This window comes from Paenibacillus sp. MAHUQ-45 (assembly GCF_058133325.1).
Window position 1 is genome coordinate 224,061 of the sequence record NZ_JBYUPV010000006.1, and the last position, 26,548, is coordinate 250,608.

General features: G+C 51.2%; 24 protein-coding genes and 1 pseudogene. 16 read left to right on the top strand and 9 right to left on the bottom strand.

The window, feature by feature from the left end; translation table 11 throughout:
* Positions 1-33: 33 nt before the first annotated feature.
* The 9 genes from AC3Y23_RS15405 to AC3Y23_RS15445 all read left to right on the top strand — a co-directional run bounded on the left by AC3Y23_RS15405 (position 34) and on the right by AC3Y23_RS15445 (position 9,444).
* Positions 34-1,167 (top strand): CgeB family protein, encoded by a 1,134-nt coding sequence (locus AC3Y23_RS15405; RefSeq protein ID WP_379200360.1) that lies wholly within the window; start codon positions 34-36, stop codon positions 1,165-1,167.
* 173 nt (positions 1,168-1,340) lie between these two features.
* Positions 1,341-2,840: a glycosyltransferase family 4 protein gene (locus tag AC3Y23_RS15410; protein ID WP_379200362.1), complete on the top strand. Its 1,500-nt coding sequence runs from the start codon at positions 1,341-1,343 to the stop codon at positions 2,838-2,840.
* A gap of 91 nt (positions 2,841-2,931) precedes the next feature.
* On the top strand, positions 2,932-4,026 hold the full coding sequence (gene wecB, locus AC3Y23_RS15415) for a non-hydrolyzing UDP-N-acetylglucosamine 2-epimerase (RefSeq protein ID WP_379200364.1): 1,095 nt from the start codon (positions 2,932-2,934) through the stop codon (positions 4,024-4,026).
* Positions 4,016-5,002, top strand: coding sequence for a polysaccharide biosynthesis protein (locus AC3Y23_RS15420; protein ID WP_379200366.1), 987 nt, complete (start codon positions 4,016-4,018; stop codon positions 5,000-5,002). The genes wecB and AC3Y23_RS15420 overlap by 11 nt, the downstream gene beginning before the upstream one ends.
* A complete protein-coding gene (locus tag AC3Y23_RS15425; RefSeq protein WP_379200368.1) occupies positions 4,999-5,838 on the top strand; it encodes a dTDP-4-dehydrorhamnose reductase family protein in 840 nt (279 codons plus the stop codon). Before AC3Y23_RS15420 ends, AC3Y23_RS15425 begins: the two co-directional genes overlap by 4 nt.
* Positions 5,763-6,830 carry an NAD-dependent epimerase/dehydratase family protein gene (locus tag AC3Y23_RS15430; RefSeq protein WP_379200370.1) on the top strand — a complete coding sequence of 356 codons (1,068 nt, stop codon included), beginning with the start codon at positions 5,763-5,765 and terminating at the stop codon, positions 6,828-6,830. Before AC3Y23_RS15425 ends, AC3Y23_RS15430 begins: the two co-directional genes overlap by 76 nt.
* Entirely contained in the window at positions 6,827-7,546 is a 720-nt protein-coding gene (locus AC3Y23_RS15435; protein ID WP_379200372.1) for a glycosyltransferase, read from the top strand. Before AC3Y23_RS15430 ends, AC3Y23_RS15435 begins: the two co-directional genes overlap by 4 nt.
* 141 nt (positions 7,547-7,687) lie before the next feature.
* A complete protein-coding gene (locus AC3Y23_RS15440) occupies positions 7,688-8,410 on the top strand; it encodes a glycosyltransferase family 2 protein (protein ID WP_379200374.1) in 723 nt (240 codons plus the stop codon).
* Positions 8,407-9,444 carry a glycosyltransferase family 4 protein gene (locus AC3Y23_RS15445; RefSeq protein WP_379200376.1) on the top strand — a complete coding sequence of 346 codons (1,038 nt, stop codon included), beginning with the start codon at positions 8,407-8,409 and terminating at the stop codon, positions 9,442-9,444. The genes AC3Y23_RS15440 and AC3Y23_RS15445 overlap by 4 nt, the downstream gene beginning before the upstream one ends.
* A gap of 107 nt (positions 9,445-9,551) precedes the next feature.
* Here AC3Y23_RS15445 and AC3Y23_RS15450 read toward each other — a convergent pair whose 3' ends face one another.
* Positions 9,552-10,622 carry a glycosyltransferase family 4 protein gene (locus AC3Y23_RS15450; RefSeq protein ID WP_379200378.1) on the bottom strand — a complete coding sequence of 357 codons (1,071 nt, stop codon included), beginning with the start codon at positions 10,620-10,622 and terminating at the stop codon, positions 9,552-9,554.
* Positions 10,623-10,832: 210 nt separating this feature from the next.
* On the opposite strand from AC3Y23_RS15450, the gene AC3Y23_RS15455 reads away from it, so the two are divergent.
* A complete protein-coding gene (locus tag AC3Y23_RS15455; RefSeq protein WP_379200380.1) occupies positions 10,833-11,852 on the top strand; it encodes a YhcN/YlaJ family sporulation lipoprotein in 1,020 nt (339 codons plus the stop codon).
* A 119-nt stretch (positions 11,853-11,971) separates the two neighbouring features.
* On the opposite strand, the gene nagA is transcribed toward AC3Y23_RS15455, so the two are convergent.
* From nagA to AC3Y23_RS15495, 8 genes and pseudogenes are all read right to left on the bottom strand, one after another.
* A complete protein-coding gene (gene nagA / locus AC3Y23_RS15460) occupies positions 11,972-13,156 on the bottom strand; it encodes an N-acetylglucosamine-6-phosphate deacetylase (protein ID WP_379200382.1) in 1,185 nt (394 codons plus the stop codon).
* Positions 13,144-13,872: a glucosamine-6-phosphate deaminase gene (nagB, locus tag AC3Y23_RS15465; protein ID WP_379200384.1), complete on the bottom strand. Its 729-nt coding sequence runs from the start codon at positions 13,870-13,872 to the stop codon at positions 13,144-13,146. The genes nagA and nagB overlap by 13 nt, the downstream gene beginning before the upstream one ends.
* On the bottom strand, positions 13,872-14,750 hold the full coding sequence (locus tag AC3Y23_RS15470) for a MurR/RpiR family transcriptional regulator (protein ID WP_379200386.1): 879 nt from the start codon (positions 14,748-14,750) through the stop codon (positions 13,872-13,874). Before AC3Y23_RS15470 ends, nagB begins: the two co-directional genes overlap by 1 nt.
* 206 nt (positions 14,751-14,956) lie before the next feature.
* Positions 14,957-16,768, bottom strand: coding sequence for an FTR1 family iron permease (locus AC3Y23_RS15475; protein ID WP_379200388.1), 1,812 nt, complete (start codon positions 16,766-16,768; stop codon positions 14,957-14,959).
* A gap of 171 nt (positions 16,769-16,939) precedes the next feature.
* Entirely contained in the window at positions 16,940-18,256 is a 1,317-nt protein-coding gene (gene efeB, locus AC3Y23_RS15480; RefSeq protein WP_379200390.1) for an iron uptake transporter deferrochelatase/peroxidase subunit, read from the bottom strand.
* Positions 18,257-18,261: 5 nt separating this feature from the next.
* Positions 18,262-19,161 carry an iron uptake system protein EfeO gene (efeO, locus tag AC3Y23_RS15485; RefSeq protein WP_379200392.1) on the bottom strand — a complete coding sequence of 300 codons (900 nt, stop codon included), beginning with the start codon at positions 19,159-19,161 and terminating at the stop codon, positions 18,262-18,264.
* Between the two features lie 219 nt (positions 19,162-19,380).
* Complete coding sequence (locus AC3Y23_RS15490) at positions 19,381-20,361, bottom strand: LacI family DNA-binding transcriptional regulator (protein WP_379200394.1); 981 nt, start codon at positions 20,359-20,361, stop codon at positions 19,381-19,383.
* Between the two features lie 276 nt (positions 20,362-20,637).
* Positions 20,638-20,715, bottom strand: a pseudogene (locus AC3Y23_RS15495) (helix-turn-helix domain-containing protein); the annotation flags it as partial.
* A gap of 465 nt (positions 20,716-21,180) precedes the next feature.
* Here AC3Y23_RS15495 and AC3Y23_RS15500 point away from each other — a divergent pair.
* From AC3Y23_RS15500 to AC3Y23_RS15525, 6 genes are all read left to right on the top strand, one after another.
* A complete protein-coding gene (locus AC3Y23_RS15500; RefSeq protein ID WP_379200396.1) occupies positions 21,181-21,366 on the top strand; it encodes a hypothetical protein in 186 nt (61 codons plus the stop codon).
* 396 nt (positions 21,367-21,762) lie between these two features.
* Positions 21,763-21,987: a helix-turn-helix domain-containing protein gene (locus tag AC3Y23_RS15505; protein WP_019908812.1), complete on the top strand. Its 225-nt coding sequence runs from the start codon at positions 21,763-21,765 to the stop codon at positions 21,985-21,987.
* 270 nt (positions 21,988-22,257) lie between these two features.
* Positions 22,258-23,289: a nitroreductase family protein gene (locus AC3Y23_RS15510; RefSeq protein ID WP_379200398.1), complete on the top strand. Its 1,032-nt coding sequence runs from the start codon at positions 22,258-22,260 to the stop codon at positions 23,287-23,289.
* Between the two features lie 408 nt (positions 23,290-23,697).
* On the top strand, positions 23,698-24,708 hold the full coding sequence (locus AC3Y23_RS15515; RefSeq protein WP_379200400.1) for an ABC transporter substrate-binding protein: 1,011 nt from the start codon (positions 23,698-23,700) through the stop codon (positions 24,706-24,708).
* Complete coding sequence (locus AC3Y23_RS15520) at positions 24,689-25,465, top strand: ABC transporter ATP-binding protein (protein WP_379200402.1); 777 nt, start codon at positions 24,689-24,691, stop codon at positions 25,463-25,465. The genes AC3Y23_RS15515 and AC3Y23_RS15520 overlap by 20 nt, the downstream gene beginning before the upstream one ends.
* A complete protein-coding gene (locus AC3Y23_RS15525; protein WP_379200404.1) occupies positions 25,459-26,211 on the top strand; it encodes an ABC transporter permease in 753 nt (250 codons plus the stop codon). The genes AC3Y23_RS15520 and AC3Y23_RS15525 overlap by 7 nt, the downstream gene beginning before the upstream one ends.
* Positions 26,212-26,548 lie beyond the last annotated feature (337 nt).

Here is a 26,548-nt window from a genome sequence, read left to right on the forward strand (position 1 = left end):
ATCCATTCATAGGAATAAAGGAGAGAGAAGCAGATGAGCAATAAATTTGTACTCCCTACACCCCCGCTGCCTCTGACGCCTGCAGAAGAACAAAAGCTGCGGGGGAGGTTAACTGGCTTCAAGACAGGATATGACGAAGGGTATTTGCGGGGCCGGCTGGCGATTCTTGACGGCAGAGCGGAAGAACCGATCCCGGTGCGCAATATTCACGTCATGTATGTAGCCTCAGGCAAAGGCTATCCATACTCTCCTCTGGACGAAGCAATTGTCGCCGCTCTACAAAAGCTGACCTCTCAGGTAACAGTGACGGATGTTCGTCAGAATCTGGTGGAGCTGGCAGCGGCCAATCATCCAGATCTGGTGCTCGTCTTGGACGGAATGGATCTGCCGCTGGAGCAGATTAACCAGCTGAAAAGCTCCGGCATCCGCACGGCCATCTGGCTCACAGATGATCCTTACTACACAGACTTCACTTTGAAAATCGTGCTGCATTATGACTATGTATTCACCTTGGAACGCAACTGCATTGATTTCTATAAAGGACTGGGTTGCCAGCAGGTTCATTACCTTCCCTTTGCTGCTCACCGGGAGCATTATCACCCGACTACGACTCGCTCACCGGTCCAGCGTGATGTCAGTTTTATCGGCTCCGCCTATTGGAACCGGATCAACTTCTTCCGTGAAGTCTTGCCTGAACTAATGCAGTACAACACGGTTATCAACGGAATCTGGTGGGATCGCTTGCCCGAAGCCCCACAGTATGGCGAACGAATTGAGATTGGTAAGTGGATGTCTCCACAGGAAACAGCACTTACTTACAGCGGCTCCAAAATCGTCATCAACCTGCATCGTTCCCATATCGATAAGGATGTTAACAACAATTCACTGGGTATTTCGGCTGTTTCACCGAACCCGCGTACGTTTGAAATTGCCGCGAGTGGTACGCTGCAGCTCTGCGATGCCAGGGATGACATGGGGAACTTTTACAAGGCAGGCGAGGAGATCGAGACATTTGCCAGCCCGAAGGAAATGATGGATAAAATCCGCTTCTACCTTACTCATGAAGAAGAGCGCCGGGAAATTGTACTTCGTGCCTATGAGCGGACGCTGAAGGATCACACGTACGCGATACGTCTCAACCAATTACTGACCATTATCTACGGCTAAGCGATATCAGGCATAAGACAGGAATGTGCTTTTGCCTCTGAAGGAATAGCCTGGCTAATAGGTACCAGCTACAGGGAATAATCCAGCCAAAGAAAGAGCTTGGCTGGACTCCGGATAACTTTTAGGAGGTGAATGGTCGCTCCAAGCCTTGGGGAAAGGAGCGCCAAGACGCCATGGCCGATAAAGCTACAATCGTCCTCTTTTCTCATGTCTCCAATACACGAAGCATTACCGGTGCGGAGAAGCTGTTGCTCTTCTTCGGCCGTGAGCTGTCCCGTTTTTTTAACTGTATACTCGTAGCGCCGCATGAAGGGAAGCTAACCAAGCAAGCCCGGAGCTTCGGGCTGAATGTACAGCTTATGCCGATCCCTCTTTTGTATGGAATGTATACTCCGTATGCAGGTCTCCCGGCCGATGCCAGGCAGCTGCAGGAAAGCAGGGAATATCGGGAATTAATCGACTGGCTGGTCGTTCTACGTCCGGCCCTTATCATCACCAGCACCTGCGTTCATGTGCTTCCGGCCATGGCTGGCAAGTCCCTGGGGATTCCCGTAGTATGGAAAATTTCAGAGGCCATAACGAACAATGAATATACAGGGATCAGCGTCGAACTGATAAACCGCAACAGTGACGAGATTTTGGCCATCTCCCATACGGCGGCGGCTTGTTTTACGCAAGAGATAATGGTGGGCAAGGTCACGCTGCTTCCCCCGTCTTGGAATGATGGAGAGATGATGGAAGCGTCCTGGAGCAAGCTACGGAGCGAACGGAGACTGGAGCTGCGAGTGCAGCCGTACCAGAAGCTGGTCGGCTATATATCTTCCTTTATTAATAAGGAAAAGGGACTGGAGCATTTCGTAAATATGGCTGTGATTGTATCGGCTGCTGAGCCTCATGCCAAGTTTCTGGTCATTGGAACACCGGGGGATAAAGCCTTCTATGACCGCTGTGTTCGTAAGGTGAAAATGGAAGGCCTCTATTCACGCTTCCATTTTGTTGGCTATGAGGATTGCTTGCCGGCAGCCTATTGTGCGATGGATGTACTTGTTGTGCCCAGCCTCATCCGTGAGGGCTTCGGGATGACAGCCCTGGAGGGGATCGCCTTCGGCAAACCTGTCGTGGCCTATGCTTCCGGAGGACTGCAGGAGATTCTGCAAACTGCGGGCTGCGGTGATTATCTGGTCCCGCCAGAGAATACCGAGGCGTTGGCTGAGGCGGTAAAAGCGCTGCTGGCGCAGCCAGGCCTTGCCGCTGCCATTGGGAGCAGGGCGCGGGAGCTGGCCGAGGCCGCCTACGGCCCGGCGGCGTACCGCATGCGCCTGCTTGGGCTTGCGGAGAGGTGGAACCTCCGCTACTGCACTTCGCTGCCCGCCGCGCTCCCCATCGCGGCGGTGCCTCCGCCCGGACCTGCGGTCCCGGGCGAAAGTGAACCTCTCGCCGCAGCTGAGCCGCGGCGAGAAAAGCCGCGCCGCGCGTCCCGCAAGCGGCGCCGCAAGCTCCGGCGCGGCCGTCTACGCCGCGCCAAGGAACGGGCGCGCCGAACTGGGCGCCCGTCCGCCATTCGCCGCGCGTCCCGCAAGCGGCGGTCAAAATCGGCCGCCCGGCGGCGGCGTTCCGGCGGCAAGCGCCGCAGCAGCGCCCGCCGGACCAAGGGCCGCCGCAAGGCGGCGTAGGCCGCGCCAAGGAATCGCGGCCTCTCCGTCCGGCCGCTGCAGCTTCTTGGCGGCCGGAACGGAATTATACAGAAGGCAGGGGAGTGAACTCATGAAGATCATGACGATCTTGGGCACACGGCCCGAAATTATTCGTCTCAGCGTCATCATTCCGCTGCTCGACGAGCATGCGGAGCGGCATGTGCTGGTGCACACCGGCCAGAACTTTACCTCAAGCCTCAGTGGCATCTTCTTTGCAGAACTCGGGCTGCGGTCACCAGATTATGTGCTGCAGGATAAGCAAGCAGGACTTGGTGGACAAATGGCTGCGATGTTCGGCGGACTGGAGCCCATTCTGCGAAAGGAACAGCCGGACCGCATTCTGCTGCTGGGGGATACCAACAGCGCGCTGTGCGCGATTCTGGCTGAGCGCATGGGAATTCCGGTGGTGCATATGGAGGCGGGAAACCGTTGTTACGATTTGAATGTACCTGAAGAGAAGAACCGCCGTATCATCGACGCGGTTTCCACCATTAACATGCCATATACACAGCAGAGCAAAAGACATCTTGTCAGTGAAGGTTTCCCCACGAACCGAATCGTGCTGACCGGTAATCCGATCCATGAAGTGATGACACATTATGAAGCTCAGATTGGGGGGAGTGATATTCTGGACCGGTTAGGCCTTACACCGGGTCAGTATTTTCTGATCACGGCTCACCGGGCTGAGAATGTTGACGATCCCCATTCACTTGAACAAATCATGTCTGGTTTGAATGAGGTTGCCGAGCATTTTGGAATTCGCCTGATTTGCAGCATCCATCCCCGCACACGCTCCCGGCTTACAGAGCAGCTCTCGCTATCCATGCACCCGCTGGTTGAATTTCATGAACCTTTCGGATTTTTTGACTTTGTCCATTTAGAACGGCATGCGCTGTGTGCGATCAGCGACAGCGGCACGGTTCAGGAGGAATGCTGCCTGATGGGGGTACCGACCGTAACCATTCGCAAAACCACTGAACGCCCGGAGACGGTGGATTGCGGAAGCAATGTAGTGTCCGGGGTGAATCGGGACAGCATTCTGCGCTGCGTCAAGCTGATGACCTCGCTTCACCGGGAATGGGAGGCACCGGAAGGCTATAAAACCCCGGATGTCTCGGCCAAAGTAGTCAAATTTTTGCTTGGAGGGAACCTGCATGTTCAATAATAAACGGATTCTGGTCACAGGCGGTACTGGTTCCTGGGGGCATGAACTGATCCGGCAGTTGCTGCCGCAACATCCGCGCGAAATCATAGTATTCTCTCGCAGCGAATCTGCCCAGGTAGCGATGAGTCGTGAATTCGAGGATGAACGTCTCAGCTTCATCATTGGCGATATCCGCGACAAGGAGGCCCTTACTGCGGCTTGCCGGGGGATCGACTATGTATATCACCTGGCAGCATTGAAGCATGTTCCGGTCTGTGAGGACCAACCCTATGAAGCCCTGAAGACCAATGTGGTCGGCACACAGAATGTGATAGAGTCGGCGATTACAAATCATGTGGAGAAAGTCATCTATATCTCTACGGATAAAGCAGCCAACCCGTCTAACTTCTACGGAATGACAAAGGCGATCGGGGAGAAGCTGATCGTATACGCCAATCTGCTTGGTTCAAACACCCGGTTCGTAACGGTACGCGGTGGCAACGTGCTTGGCACGAACGGCAGTGTCGTGCATCTGTTCATGAAGCAGATCAAGGACAAAGGGCAGGTGCGCATTACAGATATGGCCATGACGCGCTTCTTCCTGACCCTGCGCGATGCGATTACATTGCTGTTCAAAGCCTCGGAGGTCAGTGTCGGCGGTGAAATCTTTGTTATGACCATGCCGACTTGCCGGATCGTCGATCTGGCTGAGGTGCTGATCGAGGCTTCCGGGAAAGAGGATGTTAGCATCGTTGAAACGGGTATTCGTCCTGGTGAGAAAATCCATGAAATCCTCATGAGTGATTTTGAAAGTATGACAACAGTAGTTTATGACGAGCAGTATCTGGTAATTCTGCCGACGCTGGATATGCCAGAACTGAAAGAGCACTACAGCCGCTACCCACATGTCTCCTTCAACAGCTTCAGTTCCGAGACCAATCTGATGTACCGTGATGAGATCAAGGATATTCTGATCCGGGGAGGTTTTCTGCAATGAAGCTGCTCATTCTCGGTGGAAACGGTATGGCGGGGCATATGCTCGTGAATTATTTTCGCCGTCAGGGCAAGCATAGTGTGTTCTATACAACCCGGGATAAAAAAGATCTCAGCGGGCTTTATGTAGACGCCGACGATATTGCCGGGGTAGAAAATCTGGTTGATATCGTCTCCCCCCATTGCATTATCAATGCCATGGGGGTACTCAACCAGTTTGCAGAGCGTGACAAGATTGGAGCTTATCATGTGAATGGGTTTCTGCCGCACCGCCTGCGGCGTATAGCGGATGAGGTTCATGCACGGCTGATTCATATTAGTACCGACTGCGTGTTCGAAGGAACACGCGGCGGTTATGCTGAGGACGATACTCCGGATGGAACCTCCGTATACGCGATTACTAAAAGTCTTGGTGAGGTACGGGAACCGGGGCATTTGACCATTCGCACTTCTATTATAGGACCCGAAATTCGCTCTGGAGGGATCGGCCTGCTGGAGTGGTTCCTGGCTCAGTCCGGCCAGGTCTCGGGCTACAGCCGGGTGATGTGGAACGGTGTGACCACCTTGGAGCTGGCTAAAGCTATAGATTCTTTGTTGGAGTCCACTGTTTCCGGTCTCATCCATCTTGCCCATCCCCAGCCGGTAAGCAAATATCAACTGCTGCAGCAGATTCGTACAGCTTTTGACAAGCGGGATGTGGAGATTATTCTTGAAGATATGTACGTGCAGGATCGTACACTGCAAAGCACAAGACTCGATTTCAGTTGGGATTTCCCAACGTATTCAGTGATGCTGGCGGAGCTGGCGAAGTGGATGTATCCGCCAGAAGCGACCCTATGACCGGGCGTAGACTGCTTATCACCGGAGCAGGGGGATTTACTGGACGCCATGCGGTTAGCAGCTTCGCGGCAGCCGGGTCACAAGTCACAGCTGTGCTGCGCCATTCGGGGAATGGAGGGGGATTAGGGGGAGTTGCCCCAATATTTCCGGAAGGCGTACATGTGTATTATTGCGATTTGAGCGACAGGAAAGCCGTACACGAAATGATCCAGACGGTTGCACCGGAAGAGGTTTTGCATCTCGCAGGTAAAAATTCCGTGCCGGAATCCTGGCGTGACCCACTGCTATATATAGAGAGCAATGTAATGGCAACCCTCTATCTGTTGGAAGCTTTGCGGAGCCTGCCACAAAGCCGGATTTTGGTGGCAGGATCGCGTCTCAAGTTCAAGGCGGGCACTGCAGCGGGACCGCCGCATCCCTACAGTCTCAGCAAAACACTGGAGGAACTGGCATCACTGGCCTGGGGAACCCTGTTCCGGCAACCGGTGCTTATGGCTGAGCCCTGTAACCTGATTGGCCCCGGTCCCTCCACCGGGTTTTGCTCATTATTGGCCCGTTATATAGTCACTCTGGAAGCAGGAGGGGAACCGCCTCTATTCAAGCTTTCTTCCCGGTTTGATCTCCGTGACTTTCTGGATGTTCGTGATGCGGTCAGAGCCTACAGCGTAATTTTGAATAAAGGAGAGACAGGGACAGTATATAAGATAGATTCCGGACGGCAGCGTTCCTTGGGCGAGATTGCACAGTATCTGCTCAGCCGCTCAGCAGTAGAAGTGCCGCTGGACTGGGGGCCGGAAGCCGGTGAATCATTGGAGCAGAGCGTGATGAATCGGGCGCAAAGAGAGGATTCTAGAGCAGCTATCCCGGACCATAAGGAAACACCGGAAATGAATGTAGATACATTAGGTTGGCAACCGGAGATTGATCTGGAGACCTCGCTCACTGATATTCTGGCCTATTATCGAACCGGCGGGGAAGGAGGGTTAGTATGAATAATCCGAAAGTATCAGTGATCATCCCTTTTTACAATTGTCCATACATTGAACAGGCGCTGCAAAGCGCATTGTCACAATCGTGGCAGCCTTATGAGATCATTCTGGTAGATGATGGTTCAACGATCCATCAGGAGCGGATTACTCCGTATCTCCCTTATATTCATTATTTAGGGAAAGGCAACGGGGGAACCGCCTCTGCACTGAATCATGGTATTTTGCAAGCTACAGGTGATTATATCGTCTGGCTTAGCTCAGATGACCTGTTCTATCATGACAAAATCAGAAATCAGGTACTGTACATGGAACAGAACAACTTGCTGATCTCTTATACCAATTTCAATTATATTAACGGACAGTCCCAATTGATCAAGCTGAATGCGGCAGCGGTGTTTCCTGATCATCTTGCCTATCTCCGCTGCTTCCTTCAGGGCAATCCCGTGAACGGCTGTACGATCATGATTAAGAGAGAACTTTTTGGAGCCATTGGTTACTTCAATGAATCGCTACCCTACACTCATGACTATGACTTGTGGTTCCGGGCCATATTGAATGGTTATCCTCCAGTACTGCTGAACCAGTCTCTGACCGCTTACCGTCAGCATGAAGGCATGGGCACATTGAAGCATTACAATGCTATTTTGGCCGAAGTGGCTGTAACTATCGACCGTTATCAAGCTCCGCTTCGTGACCTGATCGCCTCTATGGGAGGCTAATAAAGAGACAAGGACAGGATATTGCAGTAGGGAATCCTGAAGAACTAAATGTCCCGCGCAGCGCCTCCGCCTGCGCGGGTCCTTTAAAGTACGGCAAAGATACCACGGAGGCCGGGCTTTTAAGGCAAAGGAGGTGAGCAGATGAATAAAAAATCCAGGGTGTCGGTAGTCATTCCTTTTTACAATTGTCCTTATGTAGATCAGGCGCTGGACAGCGTTCTGGCTCAGAGCTATACCGATATCGAGATCATTGTCGTTGACGATGGCTCTACCATCCATGTCGAGAAGCTTGCGCCTTATATGGGTAGTATTTTATATATCCGCAAGGAAAACGGGGGCACAGCATCGGCTCTGAATCAGGGCATTAAAGCAGCAACGGGAGGTTTTTTTGCCTGGCTCAGTGCCGATGATGTTTTTCACCCTGACAAAATCGGAAGACAGCTGGAAATGCTGCAAAGCTCCGGCCTGTCCTTTAACCATACGGCTTATTATTGCATCAATGAACGGGGGGAGAGGCTGTCAGAAGCGGTGAATATCCCGTTTGTCAACAGAAAGCAATTGCTGGAGACGATGATGAATGGCTGTACTGTGAATGGCAGTAGCGTGCTGATGGATATGGATATTTTCCGTAAGCTGGGGCTGTTCAATGAGGCGTATTTGTATACCCATGATTATGAGTTATGGCTCCGTCTGCTGCCCTATTATGAATTGTCTTTCATTGAAACGCCACTGCTCAACTACAGGGTTCATGAGGCCATGGGTTCTGTAGTTCACAGTGAGCCACAACGTCGGGAAATCAAACGGCTACAGGCCAAGTATCGCATGCAGATTTTGCGTTTGCTGCGGAAGGAGGACAGTAAATGAAACTGACGTTTCCAATTCTGACTTTGTCCAAGGGTGGGGCGCAACGGATGCTGGCTGAACTTGCCAACCGTCTGGCTGGGTTCGGTCATGATGTGACGATTCTGATGCCCCGGAACGGGATTGTGGAATACCCTATGAATTGCAAAATTATTTATTCCGCGGGTCCGGTGGGCATCAGTGCTGCCGATTTTCCCTTCAGTGATGTTATTATTTCCAACTATTACAGCACCGTGGCAGTGTCCCAGCAGGCCAGCGAAGCAGGCAAAGGCATTCACACCCGTCTGACGCTCTGCTATGAGCCGACTTTTTTGCCGGATAATAATGTGTCTTTCGCCTCTTACAACGTGACGCGCAATCTCTTCGTTCTGTCCAATTGGCAACAAAGTTTGGTGCAACTGGTTCATGGCATCAAGGGCCGGATTGTACCCATTGGTGTGAACCCCGACTTCTATAATATGAAACTCCACAGAGAGGAAGGAAGACGGCTTATTGTTTCGACGATCTTGCGCAAGCCGGAAGGGGGATTCTCTGACCACCGCGAGCAGGCTTATCTGATCCGCCAGTTGAACAGGGTGAAGGAATGCCATCCCGAGGTAGATATCTACCTAATTATCCCGCCACGTGAGTTTGCCGAGTCAGCGATGCTGCAAGAATTTTTGCATGATCCCAACTATCAGATTCGTACACCCGCGAATGATGTAGAGCTCTGCTACCATTATAATGAGAGTGATATTTTTGTCAGTGCAAGCACTCATGATGCAGGCTCGCTACCGGGACTGGAGGCAATGCGCTGTGGGGCGGCGCTCGTAACCACCTATGCAGGTGGGAACATGGAATATTGCAGCCCTGGTGAGAACTGTCTCATGTCGTATCGTTATGAGAATAAGTTGGCAGAGGATGTTCTGAGGCTGATTCAGGATCCGGAGTTGCTTGCAAAACTTGCGCTTAAAGGTGAACAGGATTCACAGCGCTTTACCTGGCAGCAGAGTGCCGAAATATTACAGCGTGAGCTTCTGGAGATCCTCTCACAGTAACGGAGAGCAATCCTTTGCCATAGGGATGCAAAAAGAACCTTCAATGCCACCTCAGTGGATTGAGGGTTCTTTAAGTGGACATAGGTGATTCGCGCCACCTCCAAGGATTAATAAATGGAGAAGGAGTTCAGCATCTCGCGAAAGGACTGGCTGTATTGTCCTGAACCGAAGCTGGCGACCATATGGTCTCTGCCCTGCTTGCGGATGCGGCTTCGCAGCTTCTTATTATCCATTAGCTCAAGCGCTTCGGTGACCGCGGTGTCGACATCACCCAGTGGGTAGAACTTCCCGGTCTGGTTATGCACGATAAAAGAACGGACACCATCCGAATCCGTACTGAGCACAGGGCAAGTACAGCAGACGGCTTCAGCAACGGCATAACCGAAGCCTTCGGTAACCGATGTGGACAAGAGGAAGCCCCCTGAATTGACAATGGAGGAATAGTACACCGGCATGATCCCGTTTGGGATGTTGGTAAATACGTTAAGCCGGTCTTGCAATCCCAGCAGCTGAAGCATTACGTCAAATTTTTCTTGTTCTCCCGCTCCGGCCAGGGTGGGATCATGGAACATCCAGAGGTGCAGATTCGGCTTGTGGCTCCGGAGGCGATAGGCGATCTCCAGATATTCGCGCCAATTCTTATTGCTCTCCAGCCGACCGACCCAGGCAATAACCGGATCGATCGGTGGATCATTCGGAATATGCCTGAAGGTGTTCACATCGACCAGGTTAGATATGACAAAACGTTTCATCCATGGACAAATTTGCATGAATAGCTCCATCAAATGATCTGTGGGTGGAATCAGAATCGCATTGCAGAAGGACTGTAAATAAGGAACAGCGACTCGAATCATTTCCTCTGCTTCCTTACGTTTTCCCAATCCCTGTGCCTCATAGATGAGGATGCCTCTATAACCGAGCATGCGGAGCCGTTCCAAGAGGGAAAAGTCTGAAGTGACGATAATGGCATCATAATAATTGGATCTGATAACATTGGCGATTTCTTCATCCGTGGAACCGATAAATGTCGGAAAGGCTGCTCCGTTATCCCCGCCGGAACCCGGCATGAGATACAGCAGATGGCATTCAATCCCGCTCCGCTGCAAGCTCTCGCATCTCAGCTTGTTCAGCGTTTCGACCCCTCCGCTGGGTACATAAAACGTAAATAAAACCTTCAACGCTCACCCCTCCTGACTATTTTGCAACGGTAACGCCGGACCCTTCTCGAAAACATAAGCTACTGTTTATAAGATACGCGGCTGTTCCTTGGCAGGTGACGGTGAAAGCCTGTAGTGCCAAATCCTTTCAGCATAGCTTGACCGAATTCAAGCCATCCTAACGATTGTTACATTGGACACCCATTACATTTAGAGATGGAGGATGAATTCATGTTGCGATCCAAAATCAGCATGTCCGTTTCCGCCGCATTGCTGCTCGGTATGGTCAGCCTTACCGGGTGTGGTGCCAACAACACGGCAGGAAACACGGTTCATACGAAAAGTGTCCGGGGAGTACATGATGGACGACTTACTGTGAATTCGGTGCGTGGAGGGAACCAAATCCGTAATTTTGACAAAATGGAAATGAGTCAGAAGCTGGCTGACCGTGTGGCCTCTCTGCCTGAAGTCCGTTCCGCCAATGTTATGCTTGCTGGCAAGTCAGCGTATGTCGCTGTAACCCTCAACCGTTCGACTACCCATCCGAATGCTTTGGGAACAGGGCATTACGGGACACGCTCCACAACACATGGACTGGGGAATGGAATAACGAATGGTAGAACCCATGGCTATACTGATGGTGGCATCTACGGTTCCAGCAGCACAGGCCATTACGGAACGCGCTCTTCATCCACACCACATGGATTGGGGAATGGAATAACGAATGGCAGAACCCATGTCAATACTGACGGTGGAATGTATGGTTCCAGCAGCACAGGTCTGGGTGGGAGTGCCTACAGTCCTGGACTGGGTGCAAAAGGCACTTATCACCCGGGTCGTGGAATAACAGGTACCGGTAACGGTGCACTTGGCACAGGACGCAACATGGCTGGCGTTGGTGGGACAGGTGCAGGTGTATATCCGAACCATAGTTATGGAACGAGAAGCACGGGTACAGGGTCTTACAATAACCGTGGAATAACCAGTCTTGGCACAACTAATACAACAACACCTGCCAGAAACACAAAGCTTGAAACAGATAATGTGACTCAGGCGATCAAGGATAAAATTGCTGCCGAGGTCAAAAAGACCTCGCCGAATGTTGATAACGTATATGTATCTGCCAATCCGGATTTCGTGGAGCGCTTTAACGTATACGCTGAAGAAGCGCGCGCCGGACACCCGCTGAAGGGTTTTGCGGATGAGTTTCGTACAATGGTAGAGCGCATTTTCCCGACCCGCAGTTACTAACTCTGGTTAGTATGTCTGGAGAATTCCCGGATTAATCGTAATTTCTAACCTGATCGGCATAAAAAAAGCAGCAGCCCTGTCCGCCGAAGCGTAGGACTGCTGCTTTTTGTTATTTAACTTTACCGCTGCTGCTTGCGGCCGCGAATCCATACTTCTTGCAATTGAAGCTTGTCGTCGATCAGCAGGATATCCGCCTGCTTACCGGCTTCAAGCGAACCGATTTTCTGTTCGAGGCCCAGCGATACCGCCGGGGTAAGACTGGCTGCACGGGAGGCTTCTTCCAGACTGATTCCGGCTTGCTGAATCAGAAATTGAAAGCCGCGAATCATTGTGAGCGTGCTTCCGGCTAGAGCACCGGGGTTATCACGGAGAGTGGCGATGCCATCTTGAACGGTAACTGGCAAATCCCCGATTTTATATTCTCCATCACTGAGACCAGTCGCCGACATGGCATCTGTGATCAGCAAGAGATTGCCGTCACTCTTCAGCTGAGACAGCAGGGCCACCATAGCGGGATGAACATGAATCCCGTCGGCAATGATCTCTCCGCGTATACGCTTGTCGGATAATACCGCTCCCACCGTTCCCGGCTTACGATGATGAAGCGGCGTCATTGCATTGAACGTATGCACGGCCTGATTCAAGCCGGCGTCCGCGGCAGCGATGACTTCTTCATAGGTTGCGTCGGTATGACCGAGAGCGGCTGTGATCTCATGTTTGCGGAGCCAGCGGATGGCTTCAAGCGCACCTTCGCGCTCTGGTGCCAGTGTGACCTGACGGATCATTCCAGGATAAGTATTTTCCCATTCTTCGAGCCAGCCAATATTTGCCGGAACAATATGCTCCGGATTCTGGGCACCCGGCCATTTGTGGCTAATAAACGGGCCTTCCAGATGCACTCCCGCCAACTGCGCATAAGGCATTTCCTTGGAACGGTAGACATGTACTTCTTCCAGAACACGGTCGATATCAGCTTTGGCGGCCGTCATTGTGGTAGCCAGCATAGTCGTTGTTCCCTGGGTACTGTGGAACTTCGTAATGGCGTCAATGGAGGCTTTATCACTGTACATAAAATCATATCCTGCTCCGCCATGAACGTGAACATCGACAAAGCCGGGAAGGAACAAACCATCGTCATGCTGACTTGCACTCCAGTTGGCATAGGATACCGGCAACTCACGAGCTTCACCAGCGTAGAGAATTCGTTCACCAGAGATCGCGAGAACGCCTTGTGGAATCAGACCGTCCGGAGTCAGCACTTTTCCATACAATAATTCGCCTTGTGGTATCGTTATTTCAGCCATTTTCCTGCACCTTCATCCAGCAGCACGACTACGTTCGGGTGACTTTGCAGCAAGGAGGCCGGGCATTGCGTGGTGATCGGGCCTTCAATCGCATTGCGGATCGCCTCGGCTTTTTCCTCGCCACGGACCAGGAGGACGATCTGCTTGGCTTTCAGGATACCGCCGATTCCCATCGTTACCGCCTGACGGGGCACATCCTCCAGCTTGTCGAAGAAGCGGGCATTAGCTTCCCGTGTACCTTCCAGCAGGTCCACCACATGGGTGCCGCTGCTCAGGTTGGCATCCGGTTCGTTGAAGCCGATGTGGCCGTTACTCCCAATGCCGAGAATTTGCAGGTCCACCGGGCCATTCTCTTCCAGCATCCGGTCATAGGCGGCACATTCTGCGCTGAGATCCGAAGCATTGCCATCCGGTACATGTGTCCGGGAGAGATCAATGTCAATGTGATTGAATAAATGCTCGTTCATAAAGCTGCGATAGCTCTGCGGGTGGTCCGTAGGCAAACCTACATATTCGTCAAGATTATAAGAGGATGCCTTGGCGAAGCTGACCAGACCCTTATTGTGCATGTCTACAAGGCGGGCGTATACACCTACTGGCGAGCTTCCGGTAGCCAAGCCGAGCACGGCTTTAGGGTTACTTTGCAGCAGACTTGCAATCAGGTTGGCACCGGTTTGTACGAAATCCTCTTCACTTTGAAACTTTAAAATATTCATTAGGATTGACCTCCTCGATTATGACGGTAATGTTGGACATTCACATAAGATTGCTCCAGCTTGGGAATATAATCTGTAAATCGCGTACTGACCATTCCGGTAAACAAAATATCAATGATATGCAGTTGTGCAATGCGTGAAGCCATATCGCCCCGCCGCATTCCCTTCTCCAGCGAGGAGGAGAAGAGCGGGATATCGGCCAGTGTAGCCAGTGTGCTGCTGCCATAAGAAGTCAAGGCAATAGTGCTGGCTCCACCCGCTCCGGCGCAGCTCAAGGCGTCAATCGTTTCTGGAGTTTCCCCGGAGTAGGAGACCGCAAAGGCCACATCGCCTTTGCCGAGCGAAGAGGCAGAAGTAATCTGCATATGGGAGTCTGCGAAGGCTGTGCAGTTCACACCGATGCGAATGAGCTTCTGATAGAAGTCTTGCGCCACGATGGAGGAAGTAGCCATCCCGTACAGATCAACACGGCGGGCGCGGCACAGCAGCTCTACAGCCGCCTCCAGTCGCTCTATATTAAGCAACGAAGTGGTATCACGGATTGAAGCTAGATGATTACTCTGCATCGCTTCAACAATGGTGGAGAGCGGGTTGCCAGCGACAATATCCTGATAGGAAGAGCCGCCTTCCTGCTGGCCTTGGTCGCTGCCGGCAATCTCCGCTGCCAGGTTTACTTTAAAGTCCGGAAAGCCCTTGAAATGAAATACCTTGCAGAAACGGGTAACTGTCGCGGGGCTAACACCACATTGTTCAGCCAGTTCCGTAATGCCCATATGGACAATCTCGGAGGGAGAAGCAAGAATCCGCTCTGCGAGCTTGCGTTCCATTTGCGACAGCTTGGTCATCTCATGCTCCAGGGCATGAAGAATTGGGGACATGGCCCACCTCCATTCGTAAATCATGGTTTTAAAATTATTTTTACAATTAGTTAATATATATAGAAAATTATTTTCATGTTTAGGATAAAACAAATCGATTAGCGTTGCAAGAGTATCTTTATGAATAAAGTGTGGAAATAACAAAAACCCGCTCGCAACATTGGCGATACGGGTTGATGACTATAAATTAAGCTGTGTTCAGTCGGTTAGGCTGCGGTATGAGACGAGGTTTTGTCAGGTCTGCGACGCAGCATTTCCCACAGAATAAACAGCAGCACGATCAACTGGGGCAGCAGTGTCTCCCAAGTCGGGTACAAGCCCAGCCATTGAATGGAAGGAAAGCCTTCCAGCACATGCGAGGGGATCTTTCCGGCCACCTGAAGAGAATGAATGCTTTCGCCAAGAAAACGGAACACCAGATAATAGATAAGCACGGTAGCTGTTTTGAAAAAGGCTCCGATCGGCAGTTTCGCACTCAGGGCAATGATGGAATAACCCAAAATGATCAGGATTAGCAGTGCGCTTCCGATTCCGATCAGCAGTGAAGAGGTTTTGATTGCAGGGGCCATCCCGACATAAAAGATCGTGGTCTCCGCGCCCTCTCGCAGAATAGCCAGCAACGAGACAAAGAACAGGGACCATAGATTGCCCTTGGCCAGCGCGCCATCTACCTGTCTACCTACATAGTTATTCCAGGAGGCCGTATTCGATTTACTGTGCAGCCATCGTCCAATGGTCAGCATCATGACCACAGCTACAAGCCCGGTTACGCCCTCGATCATTTCGCGGGTGCTCCCGGCAGCCGCTTTGGAAATGACATAGGAGAGCAGCACGGCCATGACAGCACTTCCGGCAAGACCGGCAGCGGCTCCGGACCAGATCCACTTTTGGGCACCAGGTTGATTGCCCCGCTTCACATAAGCGAGCAGAGCGGATAGCACGAGAATAGCCTCCAGCCCTTCACGAAGCAGAATAAGCGCGGCGTCCCAGGCTGTGTAGTGGGCTTCTCCCGCCAGCGGAGTCAACTCGGCCGTCATCTGTTCCAGAGTGCTCAGTGCCCGTTCCAGCTTCGGCGGGTTGGAGAGCAAATATCCCGTTACAGCTGCACTTTCATTTTCGATACTGGTGTAGACCTTAGGTGAAGCAATCCGCACCTGACCCTCGGCCATTGGCCAGACGGTAATGAACTGCTCCATGACCTCTGCGGCCTTGGCACTGTCTCCATCGGTAGCTGCGGCCGAGGCCTGTTTGAGATAGGCAATCAGCCCTTCAATAGAGATATCTTCGCCGGTGCTGTTCGGTGCCGCAATGGCTTTGCCCTGGATGTAATCAGCGAGCAACTGGTACAGTGCCTTGGCTTCGCTGCGGGCTGATTCTTCCCGCCGAGGCTCTGCCTGCAGCGCGATTCGCAGCATGCTCATCTTCGTCTCCAGCATGCCGTAGACGGCGGGATTGTCCTTGCGGATAGAGCGTTCTACCGGCTTCCAGCCGCTTGTTATAGCGCTGTAGGCCTTCTCCGCGGCGGCCCAGTCGGCGCTCTGCGCCGCATCCCGCGCAGCTTTCGCCGCGGGCAGCAGCTTCTCCGCCGCGCTTCGCCCGGCGGCAGCGGAGTCACCGCCGCTATCACTCGCGGCGGTCACATACGCGTCCACGGCTCTGGCGAGCGTGGACAGTGCGCTCTTGGCGGGCTCACCGCCGCCCGCCTTAAGCGTGGACGCCGCTTCGGCCAGCGCGGCGTCTACAGCGGCTGCCGGACCGGCGAGGGCTTCGTCCGGCGTGCCTGCGTTCGCGGTGCGCCACAGCGCCGCGAACGTCTCCACATCGGCGGCGGCGTCGCTCCAGCGGCTCTGCCCGGCTTCGACGAGCGCGCTGCCGACGGGCGGCAGCAGCTCATCGTGCCGGGCGCTGCCTTCCGCCGCGAAGCCTGTTGCTGCCGGGAGGGTCAGCAGCACACAGATCAAGGCCAACATGGCGGTTGCCTTAAGCGCCCGCCATGGATGAAGAACAAGAGAGAACATCGGGATAATCCCCTTTCAAGTAAGAAGGCATATAAATAGAAGGCAAATAAGGCATTTGATATAGACTCAAATATTTCTGCAAATGAAGTGTGCTTATTTTAATGGAACTATCCCGAATGTGGCTCGTGTAGTCGGGGGTTCGTAGCTTCGCCACAACTTCAAGCCATTCGCTCAGCCGAGCAGCGTGTCTCCGATAAAGCCGCCTTCGCGGACGCCAGGGAAGCAGGCGAAGACCGCGCTGCCGATATGGACCATGTATTCATTCAGGCGATCATTGCGTGACAGGCGTTGTTGAATCGTCACGAACTGTTTGACGAGATCCCGCTGGAAGCTGATGAATAACAGGCCGGCATCAAGCTGGCCGGTCTTGGCGTTCAGTCCGCCGGAATAGGAGTAGGAGCGGCGCAGCATTTTGACTGTGCCATCGCCATGTGCCAGGGCAGAATGGGAATTGGCTGGAATCAGCGGCTTGCCTGATGCATCCGCTGCCTTCAGATCCAGCTTGTCAAATTCGTCCCGGGCACCAAGGGGAGCACCGCTATGGCGGTGCCGTCCGAAGGTCGCTTCCTGGTCGCTCAAGGATGAGCGGTCCCATACTTCGATGCGGAACCGGACCCGGCGAACCGCCATATAGGTGCCACCGTTCATCCAGGCTGGGCCATCGCCGCTGCCCAGCCAGACGACCTTGTTCATCTCGGCTTCATCGGTTACATCGGGATTCCCCGTGCCGTCCTTGAAGCCGAGCAGATTGCGCGGTGTTCCATTCTTGGGATCGGCCTCGCTTGTCCGCTGGAACCCTTCTTGGGTCCAGCGCAGCACGGCAGTCCCGCGGGCAACCCGCGCCAGATTGCGGATGGCGTGGAACGCCACCTGCAAGTCATCCGCGCAGGCTTGCACGCAGAGATCACCGCCGCACCACGCGGGATCAAGATTGTCGCCCACGAAAGGGGGGAGATCGGTCAGCGTAGAAGGCCGCTGGCCGGCCAGCCCGAAGCGCTCGTCGAAGAAGGACGGTCCCACGCCAAAGGTAAGCGTGCAGCGGGAAGGGGTCAAACCGTCAGCCTCGCCTGTATCGGAAGGCGGCAAATTGGGGTTGTCATTGGTATTGCCGACCAAGCGTCCTGTGGTTAGATCAGCCGCAGCGATGGTCCATTCCTGCAGCAGCTTTTTCACGTCGGAGAGTTTGGTCGTCGTCAGATCGAAGGCTGCGAAGTACAGGAAGTTTTGTGCAGGTGTAAGAATGCCAGCCTGGTGGTTGGCATAGAAAGGGATAGTGGAATCGCTCTGCACAGGAGTGGCGGGGGCTTTGGCAGTTTTCTCTCCTGCCGAAAGCAGACTCCCCATGGCACCGCCGCCTAGCAGCAGGCCTAGCCCGGTGGCGCCAGTAAGCCGCAGCATATCGCGGCGGCTTACTTTTGTATCCAGCAGTTTCTGGCCAGGCTCTGAATTTGTTGTTGGGGTGGATTGCTCCTTGTTATGTTTGTTCATGATGATCACACTCCCAGGATGGTCCCCATATTAGATAGTGGCTCTGCGAGCGCATCGAGGTTTTGGCTTAATTTGCGAACTTCATCTTCCTTCAGTTCCAGATAAGAGACATAACCGTCACCGGATTTGAATGGTTCCAGCTCTGCATGCAGCGCTGCAAAGCGTTCACCGATCGTTTGCTCAAGCGACGCATCTTTTTTGGCGAGCTCCGGTTTGAGCAGTTCATATATTTTCTGTGCACCCTCTACATTGGCGACAAAATCGTACAGGTCAGTATGGGAGTAACGTTCTTCCTCACCGGTCACCTTAGAGGAAGAGACTTCGTTCAATAGTTCAACGGCACCTGTAACAAGCAGATTGGCATCAATCTCTACAGTCTCTACTTTGGCTCGTAGCAGTTGGGCATCCTTCAGCAGTTGGTCTGCGGTCTCCTCGAATCCTGCTGTTGTTTTATCCTCCCAAAGGGCCTTCTCCAGCTTATGGAAGCCGCGCCATTCTGCAGGGTCAACATCATTCTCACGGGCGTCAATATGTGGATCCAAATCCCCTAGCGCTTCAGCAATCGGCTCAATCCGTTCATAATACATCCGTGTCGGTGCATAGAGCTTCTTGGCCTCTTCAATCTGGCCAGCTTTCACGGCGTTGGTGAACTCCTCGGTGCCTTTAACGAACAGATCACACTGTTCGATGACAAACGTACGATATTGCTCGATGGCCGATGTAAAGTCTGCCGTCGCAGACGTATTGGAAGCGCCCGTAGTCGCTGCAGGAGCAGCGGTTGCGGCGTTGCCACCCGTTCCATTTGCTGATTTGGCCGTGTTTCCATTGCTATTATTACTTGCACAGCCGGTGAACAGAATAGAGGCCGCAAGCAGGCCTGCGGGCACAGCATAACTGAATTTCAAATGAGACACCCCTTTTATATATATGCGTGAATGATAATCGTTATCAATAATACTGGAACCATCATAAGTCTGTGTACTTGGACTGTCAATATAAAATGTGATATTTCTCATTGTTTTGCATTACAGCATAAATAAGGCGGACACCAGTAGGTGCCCGCCTATTATTTTGAACAGAGGAATTTCTGGATTTAACCCCGTACTGTGCTAATTATTACTACTTCACACGGAGGAGCGCTCTATAAGTTCATAATCCAGCTTGCGGTGGATGGGCTGGCTTCCGCCATCCCCATGAATCTGCCCATGGATCGTCTGAAAAGCAGCCGCGCCCATCTCGAACAATTTGTTATCAATAGTAGTCAATCCCATTAACTTGCCGATGGGCTGGTTATCAAAGCCGATCACTGCGAGGTCCTCAGGAATTCGAATGCCCTGTTTTGCAGCTTCTATCATCAGGGCGGTTGCGACATGATCTCCGGAGACGATGATGGATTCCGGCCGTTCTTCCATCGCGATTAGACGATGCAGCAATGCTGCGCCATGCTCTTCGTTCAGGCAATCAAATATCATCCATTCTTCATGCAGCGGAAGACCGGTCTCCTGATGAAAGTCCCGGAAAGCGGACTGACGGATGGAGGAGGAGGAGCCATGTTTTCTCCCGTCACAGTAGCCAATAGTACGGTAGCCTTTATCGGCCAAGTATTGCAGGCCGTGGCGGAAGGCGGCGTAATGCTCGATATAGACCGAGGAGAAGCGGCGTTCCCCGCTATTCTGACAAGTGACGATAGGGCCATATTTAGTATATTCCTCGATTACTTCTGGTTTCAGGGAGGTGGATACAATAACCACACCATCGATTTCCTTGTTGCGCAGCATCTCCAGCACCTTAAGCTCTTCTTCAGGACGGTAGTTGGTCTGGCACAGCACGAGCCTATATTGCGCCAGCAGCGCTTCCTGGGCCAAACCTTCCATAATGATGGAGAAATAATAGATGCGGATCAGCGGCATGATTACCGCGACTGATTTGGTGCGTCCGGTAATCAGATGCACAGCGTTCATATTCCGGCGATAATTCAACTGTTCTATGGTATTCAAGACTGCATTCCGTTTGTCCTCACTGACATAGGGATGATTGTTAAGCACACGTGAGACGGTGGTTACGGACACTCCGGAAATTCGGGCGATTTCTTTAATATTGGCCATCCGCAAGAAAGCCTCCTGAAGTGGATTGTTGTGATCTTATTCTACCACATGATTTTGTCTCCCTCGAAATAAAAGGCTTGCTCTGATATGCATTTCATATTTTACACTGAGGTTGCAACAGATTACCGGACTAAATCGGCGTGACCGCAAGGGCGTGACGAACCGGTAAGGTTAATGTTTAGACTTCGTGTAAAACACTACAAAAAGCCTCCTCTCACCCGGGTGGGTGAAAGGAGGCTTAGACGCGTCATTTTTGACAGCACGGTAGCTATATTTTCAGCCCCCAAGCTTAATCAACTCGACAACCGCTTGCAATTGGCCGTTTATGTTTAGTTTTTGCATGACATTGGAGATGAGCAGAAATCCTGTTCAAAATCCGCTGTCTGGGAGGAAATAACGCCCCCTGAGTCCACTTCATGTTCCTGGGACGGTTTGATGTGCAAATAACGACGATACGGTCCGTTAACTCCCACGTGCGAGCTTCAAGCTTCTGCACTGGTTGTTTTGATGAGATTATTTTGGCGAACTACTGCAAAGTATGGAGCCATTTACGACCAGATTATTGTAGTAGATCATCCAATCATTTGAGTTCATGAGGCTATTCCTAGGCTTTATTCCCGGCAGTTTAACGTGTGTCTCTGACAGGGAGACATACATCTTCCGTTGATAAACAAATCCTTATTATCAAAGGATTTTATCAATATTTTTTGTGTCTATCCAGTGGACATCATACTTTTAAACACCATTCTATGCTATAATGAAAGCGTAAACAAAAATACGAAGTATCGTTGATTTCATCGCCTAAGGAGGATGATGGATATGCTGACAGGACTGAAGGAGCTTACAAAATGGGTGTTTGAATTTTGGCAGCCGGGGATGCCTTCGGGGCAAGAAGATTACCAGAGTATCGAGTTTACAACCCGTCTCCATATGCACAACCCACAATCACCAAGTCCGCTCACCTATGAAGAAGAAGCGCGGATCAAGACGATAATGTTTCATTAATTTCTTATTCCCAGAGATATAGATACACACTGAATCAATTTCATAAATCCATACGTGAGCGTCTAATCATCGATATCTAGTTGTACATGGTTTTGGTATAACTAGATATTGCATCTATTCGGATTGAAATCCGCATTATGAAATTGATTCACTATAAATAAAGATGGTCACGCAGGGCCGCACGAACCGGAAGCAAATTCCGATTTGGCGGTCTTTTATTTCGCCGTTTGTGTATTGCATGCGTGCATGTCATGCAGCAAGTTTTTTTGCTGTATCCGCTATCGCCTATTTTAGAGCGGCTACGTCACCATTAACATCTCCCATACATAGTATGGTTTGACTGTATCCCTTTACCTTGTTATACCAAACAAACCCGAGCAAGGAGGGGTGACACCATTGAAAGGGAACGAACATCACAGCAAATTTCTTTTAACGCATCGCGAGCGCGAAGTTTTTGAACTTCTTGTTCAGGACAAAACTACGCGCGACATCGCTGGCCTGTTGTTTATCAGCGAAAAAACCGTGAGAAACCACATCTCTAATGTCATGCAAAAATTAAACGTAAAAGGCCGTTCGCAAGCGGTTGTCGAGCTGATTAAGCTTGGGGAGCTGAAAATATAGCTACCGTGCTGTCGAAAGTGACGCGTTTAAGCCTTCTTTTACCCACCCGGGTGAGAGAAGGTTTCTTGTTGTGTTGTTGTATTAGAATATGATATTGATAATCATTATCATTAATGATATATTGTTCACTGGTAAACAATATTCGCAGTTCTCCGCAAATTGTTTTCAGCAATGAAGTGTGAAAAAGCGATGGATTCAGGTTCGGCATTGTTTCCAGAGAAGAATGAATGATTACGCAAATAACATCATCCAACGGTGAGGTGGAGGATTATGGAGCTGGAAGCATTAATCAGAGGACGAAGAAGTGTTCGAAAGTATAATCATACCCCCGTATCGAAGCAACTAGTGGCTGAATTATTGAACTCGGCGGTAGCGCTGAGTGGTTCTGTAGGTAACGAATCATTACCTGGGCGCTATCTGTATGCAGGCTCAATGGAAGCAAGGCAGCGTCTGGCTGGTTATTTGACGGAACAAGTGACGCAGAGCCGACTAGGGAGGCTCATTCCCGGTAAACTGGTGGAGATGTATAAAAAGAAGTTCACCGACATCCCTGCCCATCTGATCGTGATATGCGATAAGGACCCGCAGCGTAGTAAAAGTGAATCTATTTATGCAGAAGCTTGCGCGGTCCTGCAGAACTTCCAACTCTTGGCCTGGGAGCGTGGACTTGGCATGGTCTGGGATACTGAGCCGATGATCCAGACCGATGCGTTCTTTAAGGGGATTGGTATCACCGAGCAGGAGAAGTTCGTGGGGATTTTCCATATCGGATATTTTGACAAGTCGCCAAGAGGGCGGGCACGTACATCTGCGGAGAAAAAATGGACGACAGCGCAGGATAAGGATCTTGTCCAGGAACAAGCAACTACGCGACAGCCTGTTCCGCAGGAACTTGTACTGGAGCTGCTGAACCATGCGGTCTGGGCGCCTAATGATGGGCTCCGTGAGCCATGGCGTTTTATTTTTGCCGAGGAAGGATATAGAGAACTTATGCCAAGGCAGGGTAAGGCCGCTGCTTATCTTGTCATAGTGATGCCTGAAGATAGCGATCTTAATAAGCAGAATGAGGATTTTGCCGCCGTAGCTTGTCTTGTGCAGAATTTCGTATTATTGGGCCGGGAGAAGGGACTGCAGGTAGTGCGGACGATGAATGAATGGATCTATGACCGCAAATACAGTGCGCCATTTGGTGTACAGGCGAGCGAACGGATTGCAGCGGTATTGGAGCTCGACCTTGTTGATGTTGTGAATCATCCTACAGTGGAAGCCCATTTTCCCGACCTTGTCCTAGAGGGTCTTTAACCTGACCTGTGGTCAAGCTTATGACAGCGACAACACGTTAGTCATCCACTCTAGCCTTCCTTTGCCCAACGGCGGGGAGGTTATTTTCTTGCGGTTGGATGTGGCACGGGTTCTGGAACTATTTAAATTTATAAATATACAAAATACAACAATAGGTGTAAAATGGGCATTGTTTGAGACTGCCGGATTGACATAAAGGGAATTCACAAGCTGGTTTGTGAATAAAAGTGCAAAGTTTTGACTGCGGCTGTGCAAGCTGCTAGATAATAAGATTTCAAACGGAAAGGAGGAAGCCTTGTTCCTTTATGCGGGGCGTATGGAGCATTTGGCAAGTGCTGGGGGAAGTGAGAGAGCCGGATACGGCTGTAACTGAGTTACATAGAAAACACATGGGAGATGGAACAAACGATGAAGAATAGAGCTGCTGTGAAAAAAATGACAATGCTGCTAGCACTGGTGCTAACAATCAGTATAGTAGGCGTGGCGTGCGGTAATAAGGCCAACAATAGCGCTACGAATAACGCTGCAGGTACGGCTGCTAATACAGCTAAGGATACACCGGCAGAGACGCCTGAGTTATCGCTGGGACTTCTGCCTTCGATCGATGCTATTCCGTTCATTATTGCTCATGAGCAGGGCTTTGACCAGAAGCGCGGCGTGAACCTGAATATTCAGACGTTCAAGAGCGCCAAGGATCGCGATGTAGCTTTTCAAGCAGGTAAAGTGGACGGGCTCAGCGCCGATCTGGTCGCGATCTCCATCTACAATGAAGCAGGTCTCGGTGTGAAGATCACCAGCACCACATTCGGCGAATTTGACTTGCTAACCGGGAACGACGAGATCAAGGACGTAAAGGATCTGAAGGGCAAAACGGTGATTTTGTCCAAAAATACTTCCACACAGTACACGGTGGCGACGATCCTGAAGCAGGCGGGTCTGACTGAAGACGATATCAAGGTGACTGAGGTACCGCAAATTCCAACTCGTCTGGAGCTACTCAAAAATAACAAGGCTGATGCAGCTATTTTACCAGAGCCGTTTGTCACGATGGGAAAAGCCGCAGGTCTGCGTGTACTAAGCTCCACCATTCAGGCGAATGTGAATCCATTCGTGCTGGCTTTCCCGCAAAGTGCAATTGATGCCAAGCCAGAAGCGATCCGGTCGATGTATGCCGCTTATGACGATGCAGTAGAGTATATGAAAACACATGACCAAGGTGATTATATTGATCTTGTGATCAAAGAAGTAGGCTACCCGGACACATTGAAGAACGAGATTAAGGTTCCCGCTTATGTTCCGGCTCATCAGGTGGATGTGAAAGAGGTTGAAGCTGCATTTGCTTGGGCACGCGAAAAAGGTCTGCTGACTAAGGATATTAAGCCTGAAGAAGTGATCTCGGATGTCCAGTTTAAAAAATAGCGGGCTGTGCGTAAAAGACCTGGAGGTTGAATATAAAAGCGGACAGCTGGCACTGGGACGTGTGAGTTTTAACTTGCCGGAGCATGGTATTTATACGGTCATTGGGCCTTCCGGAAGTGGAAAATCCACGCTGCTGCGTGCCATTGCTGGCCTCTTGCCATCCTACCAGGGCGAGCTGCTGTTCAATGGAAAATCACTGCGCGATAAAGATACACTAGTTGGACTTGTACCACAGAATTATGGTCTGCTGCCTTGGAAGACAGTGCAGGCTAACATTAGAGTGGCGATGAAGATCGCCCATCGATCCGCGGAGAGTAAGCAAGATCAGGTAACGCAGATCACCCGCTGGCTGACCGCCATGGGGATCGCTGAGCTGGCAGAACGTTACCCGCTGTCGCTCAGCGGAGGGCAGCAGCAACGGGTGGCGATTGCGCGTGCGTTTGCTATTTTGCCGACGATTCTTTTGCTGGATGAGCCATTCTCGGCTCTGGATGCCATTACGCGTGAAGCGCTGCAGGAATTGTTCCTGGAGAATTGGCTGGCGCATCCGGCTACGGCGCTGTTCGTGACACATGATGTGGAGGAAGCGATTCTGCTGGGTCAGAAGGTCATCGTTATGCCATCCAGCAAGCAGGACTCGCCGGTAATCATGGATAATGAGATGGTGTTCGATATGAAGCACGGAGACAAGCGAGACAGTGACGAGTTTTTTGAACAGATGAAGAGAATCAGAAAGGTAATGCAGGAGAAATGGTGAAAAAACGGCGGCTCCATCATGTGTTAAGGTTACTATTGGTATTCTTCTGTATGAATGTGGTCTGGTATATCGCTTATTTGCTCATGAATCACCCGATTCTGCCGAGTCCGCTGGCAGTCTATAAGGCCATGGGCGAACTCGGAGGACGGGATCTTGCGCTGAATGTAGGCTACAGTTTGATGCGGATTTTTGCGGGGGTACTGCTGGCGTTACTCATCGGCCTAATGATTGGTCTGTTAATGGGGCGCTCGGCCACTTGGAACAAGCTGCTTGACTCAGTGGTGTACCTGACTTATCCGGTGCCGAAAATTGCCTTGCTTCCGGTGGTGATGCTGTTCTTCGGACTTGGCGAGACCTCCAAGATTCTGATGATCATGCTAATCCTGCTCTTCCAGATTATTATCTCCGTGCGGGACGGCGTGAAATCTATCCCTGATAATACGTATGATGTGCTGACAAGTCTCGGCGCAGGCTCTGCGCAGAAATTCTGGAATGTCACGCTACCCGGCGCATTGTCTGTAATCCTCAGCACGATCCGTATTTCTCTTGGAACAGCCATCTCTGTCCTGTTCTTCACCGAAATCTATGGTACGGACCATGGCATGGGCTTCTTCATCATGGATGCCTGGCTAAGGCTGGATTACCCGGAAATGTACGCAGGCATTATGCTGTTCAGCCTCGTCGGCTTCGTGTTGTTCCTCTTGGTTGATCTGCTAGACTATAAGTTTATGAAGTGGCGGAACTAGATGCTGTAGAGGTTATAGAGGTTATTGAGGCTATAGAGGTTATAGAGGCCGTAGAGGATATAGGCTATCGATGATAAATGGCAGCTTATCCCCAATTAACGGCATTTTCGTACCTTGTTTTTAACTTTTTGAGGATAATAAGGGAAATAAGAGCATTATTGTAGCTTAATTTCGGAGAAAGTACGCTGAAAGGGCTATATTGGAAAAATTAAGGTACAATATTGTCCTTAATCTCCACTACCCTTTAGCTGCAGCATATTTAGGGTACAAAAATGCACTTATTTACATTTTGGGGATTCTGTCGTGCTTTTAAAAAATGGCCCTCTAACAGTCAAAC

Coding starts and splice junctions, on each gene's coding strand:
- nagA (WP_379200382.1), bottom strand. CDS start 13,156: ATGGCTGAAATAACGATACCACAAGGCGAATTATTGTATGGAAAAGTG.
- AC3Y23_RS15470 (WP_379200386.1), bottom strand. CDS start 14,750: ATGTCCCCAATTCTTCATGCCCTGGAGCATGAGATGACCAAGCTGTCG.
- AC3Y23_RS15435 (WP_379200372.1), top strand. CDS start 6,827: ATGAATAATCCGAAAGTATCAGTGATCATCCCTTTTTACAATTGTCCA.
- AC3Y23_RS15410 (WP_379200362.1), top strand. CDS start 1,341: ATGGCCGATAAAGCTACAATCGTCCTCTTTTCTCATGTCTCCAATACA.
- AC3Y23_RS15515 (WP_379200400.1), top strand. CDS start 23,698: ATGAAGAATAGAGCTGCTGTGAAAAAAATGACAATGCTGCTAGCACTG.
- AC3Y23_RS15475 (WP_379200388.1), bottom strand. CDS start 16,768: ATGTTCTCTCTTGTTCTTCATCCATGGCGGGCGCTTAAGGCAACCGCC.
- AC3Y23_RS15490 (WP_379200394.1), bottom strand. CDS start 20,361: ATGGCCAATATTAAAGAAATCGCCCGAATTTCCGGAGTGTCCGTAACC.
- wecB (WP_379200364.1), top strand. CDS start 2,932: ATGAAGATCATGACGATCTTGGGCACACGGCCCGAAATTATTCGTCTC.
- AC3Y23_RS15420 (WP_379200366.1), top strand. CDS start 4,016: ATGTTCAATAATAAACGGATTCTGGTCACAGGCGGTACTGGTTCCTGG.
- AC3Y23_RS15440 (WP_379200374.1), top strand. CDS start 7,688: ATGAATAAAAAATCCAGGGTGTCGGTAGTCATTCCTTTTTACAATTGT.
- efeB (WP_379200390.1), bottom strand. CDS start 18,256: ATGAACAAACATAACAAGGAGCAATCCACCCCAACAACAAATTCAGAG.
- nagB (WP_379200384.1), bottom strand. CDS start 13,872: ATGAATATTTTAAAGTTTCAAAGTGAAGAGGATTTCGTACAAACCGGT.
- AC3Y23_RS15455 (WP_379200380.1), top strand. CDS start 10,833: ATGTTGCGATCCAAAATCAGCATGTCCGTTTCCGCCGCATTGCTGCTC.
- AC3Y23_RS15525 (WP_379200404.1), top strand. CDS start 25,459: ATGGTGAAAAAACGGCGGCTCCATCATGTGTTAAGGTTACTATTGGTA.
- AC3Y23_RS15405 (WP_379200360.1), top strand. CDS start 34: ATGAGCAATAAATTTGTACTCCCTACACCCCCGCTGCCTCTGACGCCT.
- AC3Y23_RS15425 (WP_379200368.1), top strand. CDS start 4,999: ATGAAGCTGCTCATTCTCGGTGGAAACGGTATGGCGGGGCATATGCTC.
- AC3Y23_RS15510 (WP_379200398.1), top strand. CDS start 22,258: ATGGAGCTGGAAGCATTAATCAGAGGACGAAGAAGTGTTCGAAAGTAT.
- AC3Y23_RS15500 (WP_379200396.1), top strand. CDS start 21,181: ATGCTGACAGGACTGAAGGAGCTTACAAAATGGGTGTTTGAATTTTGG.
- AC3Y23_RS15445 (WP_379200376.1), top strand. CDS start 8,407: ATGAAACTGACGTTTCCAATTCTGACTTTGTCCAAGGGTGGGGCGCAA.
- AC3Y23_RS15520 (WP_379200402.1), top strand. CDS start 24,689: ATGTCCAGTTTAAAAAATAGCGGGCTGTGCGTAAAAGACCTGGAGGTT.